This window comes from Pseudomonas sp. IT-P171, assembly GCF_949767765.1.
Taxonomy (GTDB): domain Bacteria; phylum Pseudomonadota; class Gammaproteobacteria; order Pseudomonadales; family Pseudomonadaceae; genus Aquipseudomonas; species Aquipseudomonas fluorescens_B.
The window spans coordinates 215758-231517 of the sequence record NZ_CATKQN010000033.1; the positions used below are offsets into that span (position 1 = coordinate 215758).

Consider the following 15760-nt stretch of genomic DNA (forward strand, 5'->3'; position numbering starts at 1 on the left):
AGCGATTAAAAAGCCAGAAACATGCCAGCTCTTTTAGTTTGGCGAGTGCCCGCTATGTTTCTGCCAATTTGTGTTAATGCGCCTGCGGTAGTTGGTCGTAGTCTTTATAGGCCGACTTACCGCAGTGCTGCAGTTTCTTCATCGTCTGAATGCCTTTAAACCCAAAAGTACATTTGACTGGAAGAGTACGAAGCATGAACGTTAATCTTAAAATAACCACCGCGACCCACCCGCTTGACCCGCTTTCGCTAGAGGAGCTTGCTTTGGCGAGCAGCATCCTGAAACGGGAAAAAAACCTTCACGACAAATGCCGCTTCCCGTACCTGCATCTCGCCGAGCCGGATAAGCGTGAGGTATTGGCCCATGTGCCAGACCAGGCATTTTCCAGGCGTGCATTTGCCTTGGTGCTGGACAAATTGACGGGCAACACCTTCGAAGCGCTGGTTGATTTGAACAGCCAAACCCTTGTCGATTGGCAAGCGGTCGACATTGAAACCCAGGGTCATGCACCGATCATGATTGAGGAGTTCGACCTGTGCGTGGAAGCTGTGCAAAACGACCCCGCGTGGCGTGCGGCTGTCAAGCGCCGGGGCCTCACCGATGCCGATATTGAAAACGTACAGATCGATCCCTGGTCATTCGGGCATTTCGGCGATGATGAACGTTATCAGGGCAAGCGGTTGATGCGCGGTGTCGCGTTCTACCGTGACAAGCTGACCGACAACGGTTACGCCCACCCGATCGAAGGACTGGTTGCTATCATCGACCTGAACAAAGGCGAGGTCATCGAGCTGTTGGACGACGGTCGTCTGACGCCGATTCCCAAAGCCACGATCAACTACGATTCCGCGTCCCTGGGCCAGCCGCGTGACGGACTCAAACCGTTGCACATCACGCAGCCCGAGGGCGTGAGCTTCACCGTCGATGACTGGAAAGTGAGTTGGCAGAACTGGGAGTTCCGCGTCGGCTTCACGCCGCGCGAAGGTCTGGTTCTGCACCAACTGGGCTACAAGGACGGTGACGTCGTGCGCCCGATCCTCTATCGCGCCAGTGTCACCGACATGGGCGTTCCCTATTCGGACAACGAGCTCAATCATTACTGGAAATGCGCGTTCGATGGCGGCGAATACGGGCTCGGTCGTCTGGCCAACCAACTGGAGCTGGGCTGTGATTGCCTGGGGGCGATTCGTTATTTCGATGTGCCTTCGGTCAATGATCAGGGCGAACCTTTTGTCATGAAGAACGCTATCTGCATGCACGAGGAAGATTACGGCACGTTGTGGAAACACTATGAGTTTCGTACCGGTGTGTTCGAAATGCGTCGCTCCCGGCGCCTGGTGATCAGCTTCTTCTGCACCGTGGCCAACTACGACTACGGGTTTTTCTGGTACCTCTATCAGGACGGTACGATTCAACTCGAAGCCAAGCTGACCGGGATCATCCAGACCGCCGCGTTGGCTCCCGGTCAACGCCCCGCCAGCGGGGGCGGCATGGTCACGCCCGAGTTCTATGGCCCGACCCACCAGCATTTTTTCAGTGCGCGTTTGCACATGATGGTGGATGGCGAGCACAACTCTGTGACCGAAACCAATTTCCAGTCGCGCCCGCAAGGCGAGGGAAATACCTGGGGCAACGTCTTCGACAGTGTGACCACCACGTTTACCCATGAGCTGGACGCCGCCCGTGAGGCCAACGGCCAGACCGGGCGCTTCTGGAAAATCATCAATCCGAACGTCAAGAACGCCGTCGGCAATCACCCCGGCTACAAGCTGATGGCCGAGCACAATCCGGTCATGCTCGCCCAACCCGACAGCTCGTTTGGTCGACGTGCAGGGTTTGCCAGCAAGCACCTGTGGGTGACGCCTTACGCGCCCGGCGAGCGTTACGGCTCCGGCGATTACCCCAACCAGCATCGGGGTGACGGCCTCCCGCTGTACACGCAGAACAACCGCGAGATCCAGAACCAGGATCTGGTGGTATGGCACACCTTTGGCCATACCCACATCTGCAAACCGGAGGATTTCCCGGTGATGCCGGTGGAATACGTCGGGTTCAAACTCAAGCCCAATAACTTCTTCAACGGCAACCCGGCCATGGACTTGCCGGCGAGCAGGGACCACGCCAGTGTCCAGGACGGTCAGCCGGCCAGTTGCTGCAAACACAACGACTGATCAGGTCTCTATCGATGAATGCCCAAGCGCTCTGCGCTTGGGTCGAGGGTGGTTGTCATGTCTGGATTTTCGAGTTGGGCCTGGCTGGAGTTATTGCCGATAGCCGTGTTTGTTTGCTGGGTGAGCGGAGGGCCTAAGGGTTGGAAGCGTCAACCGTTGTTGCTGGGCGGTGCTGCGCTGGTGTTTTTGCTGGGCATGCAGCCGGCGCTGGACGCCGCTGCGCGCCACAGCGTCTGGCTGCACTGCCTGCAAAGCGCCTTGATTCATCACCTGGCGCCGATCCTTTTACTGTTTGCCGTCGCCCGGGAGCCGGCCAGTGAAGCGGGTTTCACAAAGGAAGGGAGGGCGGTGCGAATTTGGGTGGTGATCGCGTTTGGTGCAATGAGCGGCGTATGGATGCTGCCGCAATTGCATCAACGATTGATGGACGATGCCACGCTGTATGCGCTGATGAAATGGGCCATGGCCGTGAGTGGGTTGTGGTTGTGCCGGGTAATGGGGCGTTATTGCCAGCGCGCGGATGTTCCCTTGCGCAAGCAGTGGAGCTTCAGCCTGGGGGTGGCGCTACCGCAAGTGCTGGTCGGTGTGATGCTGCTGCTTAGTCCACCTCTGTATCCCATGCACGGTCACTCGATGATGCACATGCACGATGTCGGGAACATGAGTGCTCAACTGGATCAGTTTTTGGGGGGGGCGCTGATGTGCCTGTCGGCGTTGCTTCTGCTGTGGGTCGATCGTGTTATGCACCGCAAACCTGGGCCGACTATCAACGCCGTTGGGCCGAGGGTGAATGGCCAAACAGGCGTTTGTACTCCTGGCTGAAATAGCTTTGATGGGTGAACCCCCAGCGGTACGCCACATCGGCGACGCTGGGGGCCGGGTGCTCGGTAAGGCTGCGCTGGGCGGCGTTCAAACGGACGGCGCGCAGATACGTCAGAGGCGAGCTGCCGGCGATTTTTTCGAAGCTGTAATGCAGCGTGCGGCGGGGGATCTTCAACTCCCTGCACAAGTCCAGGATCGACAGCGATTCCCCTGCAGGGCTTTGCAGCACGCGCTCATGGCAGTATTTGACAATGTGCTGGTGGCTGCCGCCCAGTCCCTGTAAGCGCACCGGGTTTTGCGGCTCCAGCAAGTCGAGCAGCGTATCGAGTACGCAGTTCTGAAGGGCTTGATCATTGAGGTCGTCAAGGATTTGGAGCTGATCAAGCAGGCCGGTCATGGCAACCTGGGCACCTTGTAGACCCCCGGCGCACAGCTTCATCCCGTAACCCCTGGGTCGACGGTAGAACAGTTCAACGTCCTCAGCGACCAACAGTTGTTCAAGCACCTGGCAATTTAACGAAACCACAATGTAGTCAGTGTCCGGCGGTGTGACGAAGAAAAAATCGTCGTCGTAGGGCAGGAAGTTCAGCCCGTCGGCAAGAAGGCTTCGATTCGGCGCCACGTTGGGCTGACTCGGCAGGTTCACCGGCAGCAGCAGGTTTATGCACTGGGCAGGCGTGTGCGTGTGCTGGGCAACAGCGCTGCTCAGGGTTTCACGGAACAATCGGACGCCGTTCAGTTGCACGTCCTGCAGGGCACCGTGAAAAGCACCGGGCGTCAGCTTGTCGTAGTGTTGCGACCAGTGCGCCAGTGATGCGGCGTGTTCGATGATTTCGTCGAAGTGTTGAGTCTGCCTGTGCATCGTGCGGCACCGTTACGCCTGTCGCTTGTCCTTACAGCAGCAATCCGGACGCCAATGCCCGGAAACTTTCGACGGCTTTTTCAGAGGCGGTCTGGGGATCCTCAGCATGTGCAATCCACAAGGAAGCGCCGAGCAGGGCACCCATGATCAGGCGCGCCGTCGCTTCGGTGTCGACCACGCGGATCGTTCCTTCGTCAATCAGCTTTTGAATGCTGCGTTGGGTGCTTCGGATGCACGCGTTCTGGCTCGGCCATTGCGACGGATCGCCCAGTACCGCTGGCCCGTCGAGGAAGAGAATGCGCTGGATTTCAGGTTCCAGGGACATCTTGATGTAGGCGATGGACTCATCGATGAAGCCGTCCCAGGTTGTGCTGGCCTCTTCGATAATGACCGACAACCGTTCCATCATTTCTCCATCTATCTGGGCGATGACGGCCTGTAGCAAGCCCTTTTTGTCGCCAAAGTGATGGTACAGCGCACCCCGGGTCAGACCCGCTTGAGCGGTGAAATCGTCCATCGAACTTTCCGCATATCCCTTCGCAGCAAATGCGTCTCGCGCCGCCTTGATCAGTTTGCCGCGAGTCTCCGCAATCATGTCCGCACGCTTCTGCGCCATCGGTCGTGTTCCCTATAAAGAATTTAACATTCGTTGCGTATGTAAGTTGACATACTTCGCGTATGTCGTATTGTGTATCACATACGAGGCGTATGCAATGAGTCTGAGCTGTGTGCTCTCAGCCTCGGGAGCCCCGCCATTTCGCACAGGATACCGAGCAATGCGTGAACAGCGCGATTCCGATATTTCACTGCACCCCGCAGGTCAGGGGAAAACCCTGGGATTTATCCTCAACCCGGTCGCCGGAATGGGCGGACGCGTGGGGCTAAAGGGCACCGACGGGATCGAGGTTTTGCAGGAAGCAAGGCGCCGCGGTGCGCAACCCGTTTCAAGCGATCGGGCCTTGATCGCGCTCAAGCGTCTGGCGGCTTCGACGACGCCATTCCGGCTGATCACCGGCTCGGGTGAGCTGGGCGAAGATGTCGCGCGCGCCGCCGGTCTCGACCCGATTGTCGTCTATACGTCGTCGCCGGGAGCGAGCCGGCCCGATGACACCCGAAATGCCGCGCTCGTCATGGCGCATGCCTCGGTCGATCTGCTTTTGTTCGCCGGCGGAGATGGCACCGCGCGCGATGTGCTGGAAAAGGTCAGTGATCGCGTACCGATCCTCGGTATCCCTACGGGTGTGAAGATGTATTCCGCCGTGTTCGGCACTAATCCGCAGAACGCTGGACATCTTGCGGCACGCTTCGTAGCCGGCGACTCGTCGGTGCGCTTTCGCGAAGCCGAGGTCATGGACATCGACGAGGCTGCCATGCGCAACGATCAGGTGTCGGCGCGGCTGTATGGCTACGCCCGCAGCCCGCACCAACGTCACCTGACGCAAAACGCCAAGGCCGGTTCCTTGGCCAACGAAAACATGGCGCTCGACGCCGTGTCCCGACAGGTTGTCAGGGACATGAAACCCGGCTGCCTATACCTGCTGGGGCCAGGCACCACCACGCGACGCATTATGACTGAGCTCGGCCTGCCGTCGACGCTGTTGGGCGTAGACGCGGTCATGGACGGTGCGCTGGTGGGTGCCGACCTCAATGAACACGCGTTGATCCGTCTGATGGAAGGGTACGAGACACGCATCATCGTTGGCGTTCTGGGCGGTCACGGCAGCTTGTTCGGCCGTGGCAACCAGCAGATCAGCGCCGAGGTCATCCGCCGGGCAGGGCGCGAACACATCATCGTGATCACCTCGATGGACAAGCTCCTTTCCCTCGATACCGGCTGCTTGCGCGTCGACACGGGTGACGCCGAAGTCGATGCCATGCTCAGCGGCCACATACGCGTGCACACAGGGCCTGACCGGTCCGTCTTCTTCAGGGTTCGATCCTGATCAATTGTTTCATCCGATAAAAACGAGGATAACCCCATGAGTAATCATGTCGCCCACCCCTACATGGCGAACTCTGTTCCTGCACTCAAACAGGAGATGCTCGACTCGATCGGTGTAGACAGCATTGAGGAGTTGTTCCAGCAAATTCCCAATGAACACCGCCTGCAACGTCCGATTGATTTGCCGCCGGCGCTCAACGAGAGCGAGCTGCGTCGGCATCTGCTCAGCACGTTGTCGAAAAACAAGACCTGCGAGCAAAACCTTAACTTCCTGGGTGCCGGCTGTTGGCAGCATCACGTTCCGGCAGCGTGCGACGAAGTCGTGCGCCGTAATGAATGGCTGACCTCGGTGTTTGGTGAGCCGAGCTCCGACCACGGTCGCAATCAAGCCTGGTTCGAGTTCTGCAGCCAGCTCGGCGAGCTGCTGAACATGGATCTGGTCGGCCTGCCGGTGCGCAGCTGGGGTTGCGCTGCGGGTCACGCCATTCGCATGGCAACCCGAATTACCGGGCGCAGCGAAGTGGCGGTGGTCCGTGCCATCGATCCTGAGCGGCTTTCCATCATCCGCAACTACTGCGAACCCGTGGAAATGCCGGGCCACATCGTCGTGCGACTCGTCGACTTTGATCCGAAAACCGGCTTGCTCGATATTGATCACCTCCGTGCCTCGATCGGTGCGCAAACGGCTGCGGTCTATTTCGAAACACCGTCTTATTTCGGTGTGATCGAACAGCAAGGGGCCGAAATCGCCGCCATTGCCCATGCAGCGGGTGCCGAAGTCATCGTTGGGGTCGATCCGATCTCCCTCGGCGTGCTGGCCGCACCGATTGATTTCGGCGCCGACATCGTGGTGGGTACCACTCAGCCGCTCGGCGTGCATATGAACTGTGGTGGCGGGGTCAGCGGCTTCATTGCAACCCGCGACGAAGAACTGTACGCCCACCAATACCCGACGCTGTTCATCAGCATCGCCGAAACCACCAAGCCCGGCGAATATGGTTTTGGCCTGAGCTTGTTCGAACAATCGTCCTACGGCTTGCGTGACAAGGGCAATGACTGGACCGGTCATTCGGTCTACATGTGGGCCATCGCCAATGCCGTCTACATGGCGATGATGGGACCAAAGGGCTTCGAGGATGTAGGCAATCTCATCCTGCAGCGTGCTCACTACGCGGCGAAGTTGCTGAGTGAAGTTCCCGGTCTGGCAGTGACATTCCCTTCCGGTTTCTTCAAGGAGTTCGTGGTGAATTTCGACGCCACCGGGCTGAGCGTGAAGGACATCAACAAGCAGTTGCTCGCGCTCGGAATCTTCGGCGGCAAAGATCTGACTCACGACTTTCCGGCGCTTGGGGCCAGCGCCCTGTACTGCGTCACCGAGATTCACACACAAGCCGATATTCAGCGCCTGACTGCTGCACTTAAAGAGGTAATTGCACAATGAGCACTCCACTCAAGGAATACCATGCTCCCGTCTGGAGCGAACCCGTCATTCTGGAGATGGGCTATCCCGGCCGTCGCGGTGTGATCTTTTCCGACGTTGAGGCTGACGTGCAAGCAGCTGTCGGCAGCGCCGTCGATTTGATTCCCGCGAACATGAGGCGCTCCAGCAAACCGGCGTTGCCGGAACTGTCCGAGCCCGAGGTGTTGTATCACTACTTGCGCCTGTCGCAGCAGACCCTGGGCATGATGAACATCAGCCTGTTCGGCACCTGCACCATGAAGTACAACGCGCAGATCAACGAGGCGATGGCATGGCGCCCTGAAATTACTCACGTGCATCCACATCAGGACGAGGACACCCTGCAAGGCGCGCTCGAAGTCGTGCATGGCATGGACACGATCCTGCGCGAGTTGTCCGGGATGGACCAGTTCATCTTCCAGGCAGGCGGCGGTGCTGACGCGGCGTACACCAGTTGCGCGGTGACCCGTGCCTACCATGCTTCCCGTGGCGAACTGGAGCAGCGTGACGAGATCATCACCACCATCCAGACGCACCCCAGCAGCGCCGCGACGGCAGCTGCCGCCGGGTTCAAGGTCATCACCCTGATGATCGAAGAGAACGGTTACCCGTCGCTCGAATCCCTGAAGGCCGCCGTGTCCAACCGCACGGCAGCGCTGATGGTGAACAACCCCGACGACATGGGCGTGTACAACCCGGAAATTCGTGAGTGGGTGCGCGTGGTGCATGAAGCGGGCGGTCTGTGCTTCTACGACCATGCAAACTTCAACGGCGCGATGACTAAGATTCGTGCGCGAGAGCTCGGTTTCGACGCGTGCATGTTCATGCTCCACAAAACGTTCGGCGCACCGAAAAGTGGAGTGGGAGGCCCGGCAGTGGGCGCCTATGGTTGTTCGGCAGAACTTGCACCGTTCCTGCCGGCACCGGTGGTGGCCTTTGACGGTGAACGATACAGCCTGGATTACGACCGTCCGCAGAGTGCCGGCAAGATCCGCGAGTTCTGGGGCAACGTTCCGGTCATCCTCAAGGCCTACGCTTGGTCCCGCGCCATGGGCGCAAAAGGGATGGCTGAGGCGTCGGACATTTCGGTACTGGCCAACAACTACATGGAAAAAGGCTTGCTGGCGATTCGTGGCGTGACTCGTTCACACCCTGAGGCTAAAAGCCACCGGATGGAGATGACGCGCTACAGCCTTGAGCAACTCAAGGAGGAAACCGGAGTCGACGTCCATGACGTGCAAAACCGCATGAGCGATTTCGGTATTGATCCGATGTGGAGCAGTCACCACCCGTGGCTGGTACCGGAGCCGTTCACCCCGGAGGCAGGCGAGATGTACGGTAAAGAGGCGCTGGACACCTGGATTGCGGTGCTTGCTCACATATCCGACGAGGCTTACTCGAATCCGGCGATCGTCAAGACCTCGCCGCACAACCAGGCGATTCACCGGTTGAAGAGCGCACCGCTGGAAGACCCGGCTCATTGGGCCATGACCTGGCGTGCGCACCTGCGCAAAACCAAGCAACAGACTGCTTGAACCTGGCGTTTGCACGCAGCGGCCCCGTTGATCAGGCGGGGCCGTTTTGAAACCTGATCAGAGCTAACAATCAGCCATCGGAGGTTTCCAGCACAGTAAAACAGGCTGGTGATTTCCCCACAGGATAACCTCATGTCGATTTTCGAAACGGGCCTGGCGCCCTCGGCAGTCAACCATATCGCCCTTTCTCCGCTGAGCTTCATCGAGCGTACAGCCTCTGTCTACGGTGAGTATCCCGCCGTGATCCACGGCGCCATCCGCCGCAACTGGCAAGAGACCTATGAACGTTGCCGGCGCCTGGCTGGCGCACTAAGCCAGAGGGGTATCGGCAAGGGCGATACCGTGGCAGTGATGCTCCCCAACATCCCGGCCATGCTCGAAGCCCACTTTGGCGTGCCGATGATCGGCGCTGTACTCAATACCCTGAACGTGCGGCTGGATGCGCAAGCTATTGCCTTCATGCTTGAGCACGGCGAAGCCAAGGTGTTGATCACCGATCGGGAGTTCCACGCTGTTATTCGTGAAGCCTTGAGCTTGCTCTCTCATCCGCCACTGGTTGTCGATGTGGACGACCCGGAGTACGGCGAAGGCAGCGCGGTTAGCACGCTGGACTATGAAGCCTTCCTCGCTGAAGGTGATCCACAGTTCGCCTGGCAATGGCCTGAGGATGAATGGCAAGCCATCTCGCTCAACTACACATCCGGCACCACGGGGAATCCCAAGGGGGTCATTTACCACCACCGCGGGGCGTATCTCAACTCACTGGGAAATCAGATGACTTGGGCCATGGGGCACCACCCGGTGTATTTGTGGACCTTGCCGATGTTTCATTGCAACGGCTGGTGCTATCCATGGACGGTGACTGCGTTGGCTGGGACTCATGTATTCCTGCGTCGGGTCGATCCGCAGAAAATCCTCACTTTGATTCATCAACATCGGGTCAGCCATTTGTGTGGTGCGCCGATTGTCCTCAATGCGTTGGTCAATCTGCCAGACTCGTCCAAGGCTGCCTTCGATCATCCGGTCGACGCCATGCTGGCGGGCGCCGCACCGCCGGCCAAAGTCATCGGTGCGGTCGAGGAGATGGGCATCAAGGTCACACACGTTTATGGGCTGACTGAGGTTTACGGCCCGGTGACCGTTTGCGCCTGGCATGACCAGTGGGACGAGCAACCGCTGAATGAGCGCGCAAGGATCAAGTCGCGCCAGGGTGTGCGCTATCCGACCCTGGAAGGGCTGATGGTTGCCGATCCGAAAACCCTTGAACCGGTCCCCTTGGACGGCACAAGTGTCGGCGAAATCTTCATGCGCGGGAACACGATCATGAAGGGCTATTTGAAGAACACCGAAGCGACAAGTGAAGCGTTCGAAGGCGGCTGGTTCCATACCGGCGACCTGGCGGTACGTCACCCTGACGGTTATGTCGAAATCAAGGATCGCCTAAAGGACATCATTATCTCGGGCGGCGAGAACATTTCCACCATCGAGGTCGAAGACGTTCTCTATCGTCACCCGGCAGTACTGGAGGCCGCAGTGGTCGCCCGTCCGGACGAAAAGTGGGGCGAAACTCCTTGCGCCTTCATCAAGCTCAAAGTCGATTATCAGAACACCCGGGAAGCCGATATCATCCTGTTCTGTCGTGAACATCTGGCGGGCTTCAAATTGCCGAAAACCGTGGTGTTCATCGAGTTGCCGAAAACATCTACAGGCAAGATCCAGAAGTACTTGTTGCGCGATTGGGCCAAGGCACTCTGAAAAGAGTGCCCAAGTTTAGAGCGCGTTAGCTGGAGTAGCCGGCAAAGGCTATCAGCCTCTCTCCAGTTTAAATGGAGAAGGCTGATGGTTAGCTGAAGGCTTCAGCGTTTGCAGATCCTGTTCGCAGGTTTTATTGGCGTGGGGGACGCCAAGCTCGCCGACCTCTTCCTGCATCAACGTATCGCAGGCAAAAAAATCAGCGGGTCGGCAATACTTCTCAAGCGAAGCATTGTCGAGATGAAAGGCATAGGTTCTGAAAAAAGGCATCTGGGCCTCCGGTGCAATACCGATGGTGGGCAGGGGACGGGAAATCGAGGTTGGGTAAACAGGCTGGGTTGGGGGGATTACGAACCTTGGCCGTAGGCGGCAATCCACTCGTTTGTTGACCACCGTTGTCGTCCATCTGTAAAGGAATGCTAGGAGTTAACGGCCTCGGATCTGGGCGAACTTGCGGCAGTATCTGATTACAGCCGAGCTACTTTTTGCGGTTCGCTGCCACCCCAGTACAACCAGATCCAGCCGTCGCCCTTGCGCTGGAATACCCCGGTCGTAACGTACTGGACGACCGTTGGCTCAGCGTTTTCAAACGTGTGGCCGTCGATTCGGATCTGCGCCCAGGCAATGTCACCGCGTATCCAGGACACCACCAGTCGTGGTTCCCATCGGATGTTCAGGGTGGTCACCCACGTCACGCCATTTTGTACCGCTTCGGTCCCCATGAAGAACTCGTCCAGGCCTGAGCCGGCGATCGCGACGTCCGGATCGGTGAAGTACTTGGCGACGTCCGAGCTAGGCGTGGAAAAACCCTGCAGGACTTTCGTGATATAGGCATTGAGTGACTCCCGGGTCGCGGTGTCGGAAATCATGGAGGGCGACTGGTACCCAACGAGACTGTCGATCATGAATACTCCCTGTTGGCTTACGTGGTGTTGGAACTTTTCTGCGGGTGATGAAGGTATGGCGTCCGTGCGGCGGAATTTTTCATACGATGCGTATGTTAGTAATGCTATTTAACATACGCTACGCATGTCAAGCGGCATGCATACCGAATGCTTTTTCGTAAAACCTGGAGCGATGGAAGGCTGGGTTGTCGTAGAAATCGATTGAGCAGCAGGGGATTTTTTGTGGTGAAGGGGCACATCTGTCGATTGACATACGGATTGTATGTTGTATTTTGCTCTGCATACATTGCGTATGTAGCAAGCTTCTGCCCAACCAGGCTTGGCCAGGATGATGCATGCGGCACTTCTTCACTTGGATCAATCGTCAAACATGCATGACTTCAAAGATCACCGCGGATACTCGGCCATGTACCGCGAGGGGCACCTGACTCTTGGGCTTTACTTCGCGATTGAATCCTACGCAGGGGCTATCCCGGAGATGGATTTAGCGCGACAGATCAGTACCGCGCAAATGGCGGAACGCTACGGATTTTCGGCCGTGTATTTCAGGGATGTTCCTCTGAATGTTCCTTCGTTCGGTGATGTGGGCCACATTTATGACCCATGGGTATTCATGGGATATGTGGCGGCGCAGACGACCCGTATCGCGCTCGCGACGGGCAGCATCGTTTCGACCTTGCGTCATCCCTTGCATCTCGCCAAGGCAGCAGCTTCGGTAGACAGACTGTCGGGGCAGCGCCTCGTGCTTGGTCTTGCGACAGGGGACCGGCCAACCGAGTTCTCGGCCTTCAACGCCTCTCTCGAAAAACGCCATGAATTGTTTCAGGAAGCATTGGCGGTGATGCGCCGTGTATGGAGCGAAGAGTCTCCAAGGATCTCCACGTCTAGGGTAGAACTGTCCGTCGCAGACCTGCTACCCAAGCCTCTACTGGGCACCATCCCTGTTATGGTTACGGGACACTCGCGTCAATCGCTGGAGTGGATCGCCAATCATGCCGACGGTTGGCTCTACTATCCGCAGGACGTGGTGCAACAGGCAGTGACGATTAAAAAATGGCGGTCGTTGACTCAAGGTTTCAAGCCATTCTCGCAGTCACTTTATGTTGATCTCTCGCCAGATCCGGAAGAAGCAGCCACGCCTATTCATCTCGGATTCAGGTCAGGCCATCGTTTCCTGATCCATTACCTGCAAACGTTGAGAGAGATAGGGGTCAACCATGTCGGCTTGAATCTCAAATACGGTCGCCGCCCTGCGCACGAAGTCGTTCAGGAGCTGGGTGAGTACGTGATTCCTTATTTTGCTGGCAACTATCCAGAAGCGTGACAATGGAGCTAAGTGAAATGGAACGGTCAACAATTACACAAGCATGAAAGGAACCCCCGCTGACAGGAGCTTTTATGGCTTGGTCATGCATTTCTTCAACCACCAGACTCATCACCGAGGCCAAGTTACTACTTTGCTGTCACAAGCTGGTGTCGACGTAGGCGATACTGATCTGGTCCTCCTCATTTCTTCCGAGTCGCGCACATAATCTAATAACCAGTGCTAGACCGGGATTTTCATGTCATACCGGGCTGGTAAACCAGCGTGGCCATCTGCAACACTCCTTCTGCTTACACAGAATTTAGATGTGTTGCATCGATCGGTTGAATCCACAGCCGATTGCAGTCTGTCGGCAAGAGCATCTTCTGCCCCGCAACATCCATCAGCTTTACCGCCAGGCCTGCCGAGCCTCCGACCGAACCACCATCCAGATGCCGACCCCGGACACTGCCATGCCTGACATCATTTGCCATGACAACGGTTCGTTGAACATGGCCCAGGCCCAAAGCATCGTGACGGGCGGGCTCAGGTACAAGACGCTGGCCACTCGTGTGGCTGTCGCCCGGCGCAGGCAGACCCAATAAAGCCCGTAGCCGCCTAACGTAGACAATCCCACCGTCCACAGTACGCTCAGCGCAAACCCCATGCCGGGTATCGGCGCCAGGCTACCTTGCGTGCCCTCGATCAGGGCGAATGCAAAACTCGACACGCAACATTGCAGCCACAGGTTGGGCAGGAGGTCCAGCGATTCAGAGGCGTGCAGATGCTTCTGCCAGAGTGTCGCGATGGCGAGCGAAAGCGTACCGAGCACCGGCAGGCCATACGCCCAGAGGGGCGCGCTACCCCAGGCCAGCGCACCAAGCGTCACCACCACAACCCCAACCAGGCCGATGCCCAGCCCTGCCCAGACTTGCCAGGCCAGTCTTTGCCCCAGCACGCCAGCGGCCAGCAATGCGACCGCCATCGGCAGCAGGTTGGCGAACACCGCGGCAAGGCCCGCCGGTACACCCAGGGCTATGCCTTGTATGACGCCGGCCAGATAGCCGGCCATGGCCAGAAGACCGATGCCAGCGTTTTTCAGCAACACGGCAGGGGAGGTTTGCCGCAATTGCCTGGCGACGAAAGGAAACAGGATCAGCGTGACCACGACGCAGCGCCAAAACACCACCAATAATGGGGGCGCATAGTCCATCGAGAATCGCGCGCCGACGAATCCGGAACTCCAGGTCAGAATCAAAGCCGCCTCGAGCAGCGGCAGCGGCACCTTCTGGCGCCAGAGGGGGATGACTTGCTGCTGACAGGAGATCGGTGTGGGCTGGTTCATTGCCACAGGCTACGAAATCGGCCTAATCTAATAAATCAAAATAAAGTGCAGCAGTCATTCACGAAGATTAAATCATGACGGCGATCCTCGATATCGAGCTGGTACGTACATTTCATGCGGTGGCGCGGATTGGCAAATTCAGTGCGGCGGCCGAGCAGCTGCATAAAAGCCCGGCGGCGGTGAGCGTGCATATCCAGCGGCTTGAGGCAGTCGCCGGGGGGCGCTTGCTGAATCGCGATAATCAGTCCGTCTCCCTGACCGCACTGGGCAAGCGTTTGCTTTTGTCGACGACAGAACTGCTGAGCACCCATGACCGGGTGCTGGCCGACCTGCATGGAAGCCACCTGGCAGGACGCATTACCCTGGGTGTCCCCGACGAATACGCCGCCCACGTCATCCGCGACATCCTGCCGACATTCGCCGCTGCCTGGCCCAACGTGGTGCTGGAGTTGAAGACAGCCCCCAGTGATTCGCTGCGTGAGCAGGTCCAGCGTGGAAAGCTTCAGGCCGCGGTGATTGCCCAAGCCAGGGGGCAGTTGACCATGCAGGCGCAATTTCTCGTCGCCACTACGCCTATCTGGGTGGGGCCGGCAAACAAGTCGCTGGCCTCGATGGATCCGCTGCCACTGGCCGTACATGCGGCGCAATGCCCTTATCGGCAAGCCATGGTGGCATCACTCAAACAAAGCGGCCGCCGGTGGCGCGCGGTGCTGGACAGTCCGTCCAACCAGGCCGTCAGCGCCTGCGTGGAGGCCGGGTTGGCGATCAGTCTGATAGACCGCGCCAGGGTGACGGAAAGTATGCAGATCCTCGATGGTTTGCCCGTCATACCGGAGCATGAGGTCGTGTTTATCCGATCGCCGTCTTCAGATGGGGATGAAGCGGTGGATTTGCTCTCCCAAGCCATGCAACAGCATTTTCGGCTCTAATCCGTGAGCAAGGGAAACTGTCTTGCCCGATCGTCTCTTGCTGAATGGCATTGCGAGCAAAGCTGCACTACCGTGAAGGTGCAAGCCCTCGTGCCGCAGTCCTATTCTGGTTGAGAGGTGGGTTTCATGAACAACATCATCTACATCGTCGGGTTAGTGGTGGTCGTCGTGGTTATCCTGTCGTTCCTCGGCTTTGCATAGGTTTCAATGCCTGCACTCCGCCAACACCACTTGGCAAGTAGTCGGCGTGCCACCGGATCGGCCGGCATAGCGGATGCAATTATCCAAGGTTTTTTTGCGCGCCATGCTCAAGGTGGAGCCCCAAGCCAGACCACGCGTTGAACGCCCGCACCAGGTGCACGCCGGGCAGATACGGCTGATCCGCCAGGGCCACGCCCGTGTCCAGCGCCTTGCGCCCGACACCTGCGTCACGGCCGCCGAATGGATTACTGGTGCTGAATATCACTTTGCCGTCCAGTTTGCCGGCGCCGATCACGCCGATCTTGAGGGTGTCTGCCATTGCCTGGCTGGTGTACAGAAACAGGCCGGCGAGCATCAGAGAGAAGATTCTGGACATGCACTGGGCTCCTCGGTTGGACAGCAGTCTTGGAATCACCGTAGTTGAGCTTACGTCTAAACGAAAGCTGCGGAGGGAGGCGGCGGACGAGCAGGGGTATTTGATGAGCGGCGTGAGGCGTGTTCAGCAAGGGAAGCTATTGTCTATGTGTTCGCCTC

General features: G+C 58.1%; 14 protein-coding genes and 1 pseudogene. 9 read left to right on the plus strand and 6 right to left on the minus strand.

Annotation, left to right across the window (positions count from 1 at the left end; translation table 11 throughout):
• Positions 1-194 precede the first annotated feature (194 nt).
• Entirely contained in the window at positions 195-2171 is a 1977-nt protein-coding gene (locus ACM6I5_RS18410; RefSeq protein WP_414884357.1) for a primary-amine oxidase, read from the plus strand.
• Between the two features lie 57 nt (positions 2172-2228).
• A complete protein-coding gene (locus tag ACM6I5_RS18415; protein WP_414884358.1) occupies positions 2229-2993 on the plus strand; it encodes a cytochrome c oxidase assembly protein in 765 nt (254 codons plus the stop codon).
• Here the strand turns inward: ACM6I5_RS18415 and ACM6I5_RS18420 are convergent.
• Both ACM6I5_RS18420 and ACM6I5_RS18425 read right to left on the minus strand, forming a co-directional pair.
• On the minus strand, positions 2938-3855 hold the full coding sequence (locus tag ACM6I5_RS18420; protein WP_414884359.1) for a helix-turn-helix domain-containing protein: 918 nt from the start codon (positions 3853-3855) through the stop codon (positions 2938-2940). The two genes, ACM6I5_RS18415 and ACM6I5_RS18420, sit on opposite strands and share 56 nt — an antisense overlap.
• 31 nt (positions 3856-3886) lie before the next feature.
• Entirely contained in the window at positions 3887-4471 is a 585-nt protein-coding gene (locus ACM6I5_RS18425) for a TetR/AcrR family transcriptional regulator (protein ID WP_017338341.1), read from the minus strand.
• Between the two features lie 160 nt (positions 4472-4631).
• On the opposite strand from ACM6I5_RS18425, the gene ACM6I5_RS18430 reads away from it, so the two are divergent.
• From ACM6I5_RS18430 to ACM6I5_RS18445, 4 genes are all read left to right on the plus strand, one after another.
• The gene (locus ACM6I5_RS18430; RefSeq protein ID WP_414884360.1) at positions 4632-5798 is read left to right on the plus strand and encodes an ATP-NAD kinase family protein; all 1167 of its coding nucleotides are present in this window, start codon (positions 4632-4634) and stop codon (positions 5796-5798) included.
• Between the two features lie 36 nt (positions 5799-5834).
• Positions 5835-7238 carry an aminomethyl-transferring glycine dehydrogenase subunit GcvPA gene (gcvPA, locus tag ACM6I5_RS18435; protein ID WP_031318813.1) on the plus strand — a complete coding sequence of 468 codons (1404 nt, stop codon included), beginning with the start codon at positions 5835-5837 and terminating at the stop codon, positions 7236-7238.
• Entirely contained in the window at positions 7235-8791 is a 1557-nt protein-coding gene (gene gcvPB / locus ACM6I5_RS18440) for an aminomethyl-transferring glycine dehydrogenase subunit GcvPB (RefSeq protein WP_150636859.1), read from the plus strand. Before gcvPA ends, gcvPB begins: the two co-directional genes overlap by 4 nt.
• 132 nt (positions 8792-8923) lie before the next feature.
• Complete coding sequence (locus tag ACM6I5_RS18445) at positions 8924-10546, plus strand: acyl-CoA synthetase (RefSeq protein WP_017338345.1); 1623 nt, start codon at positions 8924-8926, stop codon at positions 10544-10546.
• A 51-nt stretch (positions 10547-10597) separates the two neighbouring features.
• Here ACM6I5_RS18445 and ACM6I5_RS18450 read toward each other — a convergent pair whose 3' ends face one another.
• Both ACM6I5_RS18450 and ACM6I5_RS18455 read right to left on the minus strand, forming a co-directional pair.
• Complete coding sequence (locus ACM6I5_RS18450) at positions 10598-10813, minus strand: hypothetical protein (protein WP_414884361.1); 216 nt, start codon at positions 10811-10813, stop codon at positions 10598-10600.
• 197 nt (positions 10814-11010) lie between these two features.
• Positions 11011-11448, minus strand: a complete 438-nt coding sequence (locus tag ACM6I5_RS18455) for a nuclear transport factor 2 family protein (RefSeq protein WP_414884362.1) — start codon at positions 11446-11448, stop codon at positions 11011-11013.
• Positions 11449-11818: 370 nt separating this feature from the next.
• On the opposite strand from ACM6I5_RS18455, the gene ACM6I5_RS18460 reads away from it, so the two are divergent.
• Entirely contained in the window at positions 11819-12772 is a 954-nt protein-coding gene (locus ACM6I5_RS18460; RefSeq protein WP_414884363.1) for an LLM class oxidoreductase, read from the plus strand.
• A gap of 31 nt (positions 12773-12803) precedes the next feature.
• Positions 12804-12980 (plus strand): annotated as a pseudogene (locus ACM6I5_RS18465) (DinB family protein); the annotation flags it as partial.
• Between the two features lie 180 nt (positions 12981-13160).
• Here ACM6I5_RS18465 and ACM6I5_RS18470 read toward each other — a convergent pair.
• Positions 13161-14096: a DMT family transporter gene (locus ACM6I5_RS18470; protein WP_414884364.1), complete on the minus strand. Its 936-nt coding sequence runs from the start codon at positions 14094-14096 to the stop codon at positions 13161-13163.
• 74 nt (positions 14097-14170) lie between these two features.
• Here ACM6I5_RS18470 and ACM6I5_RS18475 point away from each other — a divergent pair, with 74 nt between their 5' ends.
• Positions 14171-15025 carry a LysR family transcriptional regulator gene (locus tag ACM6I5_RS18475; protein ID WP_017338354.1) on the plus strand — a complete coding sequence of 285 codons (855 nt, stop codon included), beginning with the start codon at positions 14171-14173 and terminating at the stop codon, positions 15023-15025.
• A 280-nt stretch (positions 15026-15305) separates the two neighbouring features.
• Here ACM6I5_RS18475 and ACM6I5_RS18480 read toward each other — a convergent pair whose 3' ends face one another.
• Positions 15306-15602: a hypothetical protein gene (locus tag ACM6I5_RS18480; RefSeq protein ID WP_414884488.1), complete on the minus strand. Its 297-nt coding sequence runs from the start codon at positions 15600-15602 to the stop codon at positions 15306-15308.
• Between the last annotated feature and the right edge of the window lie 158 nt (positions 15603-15760).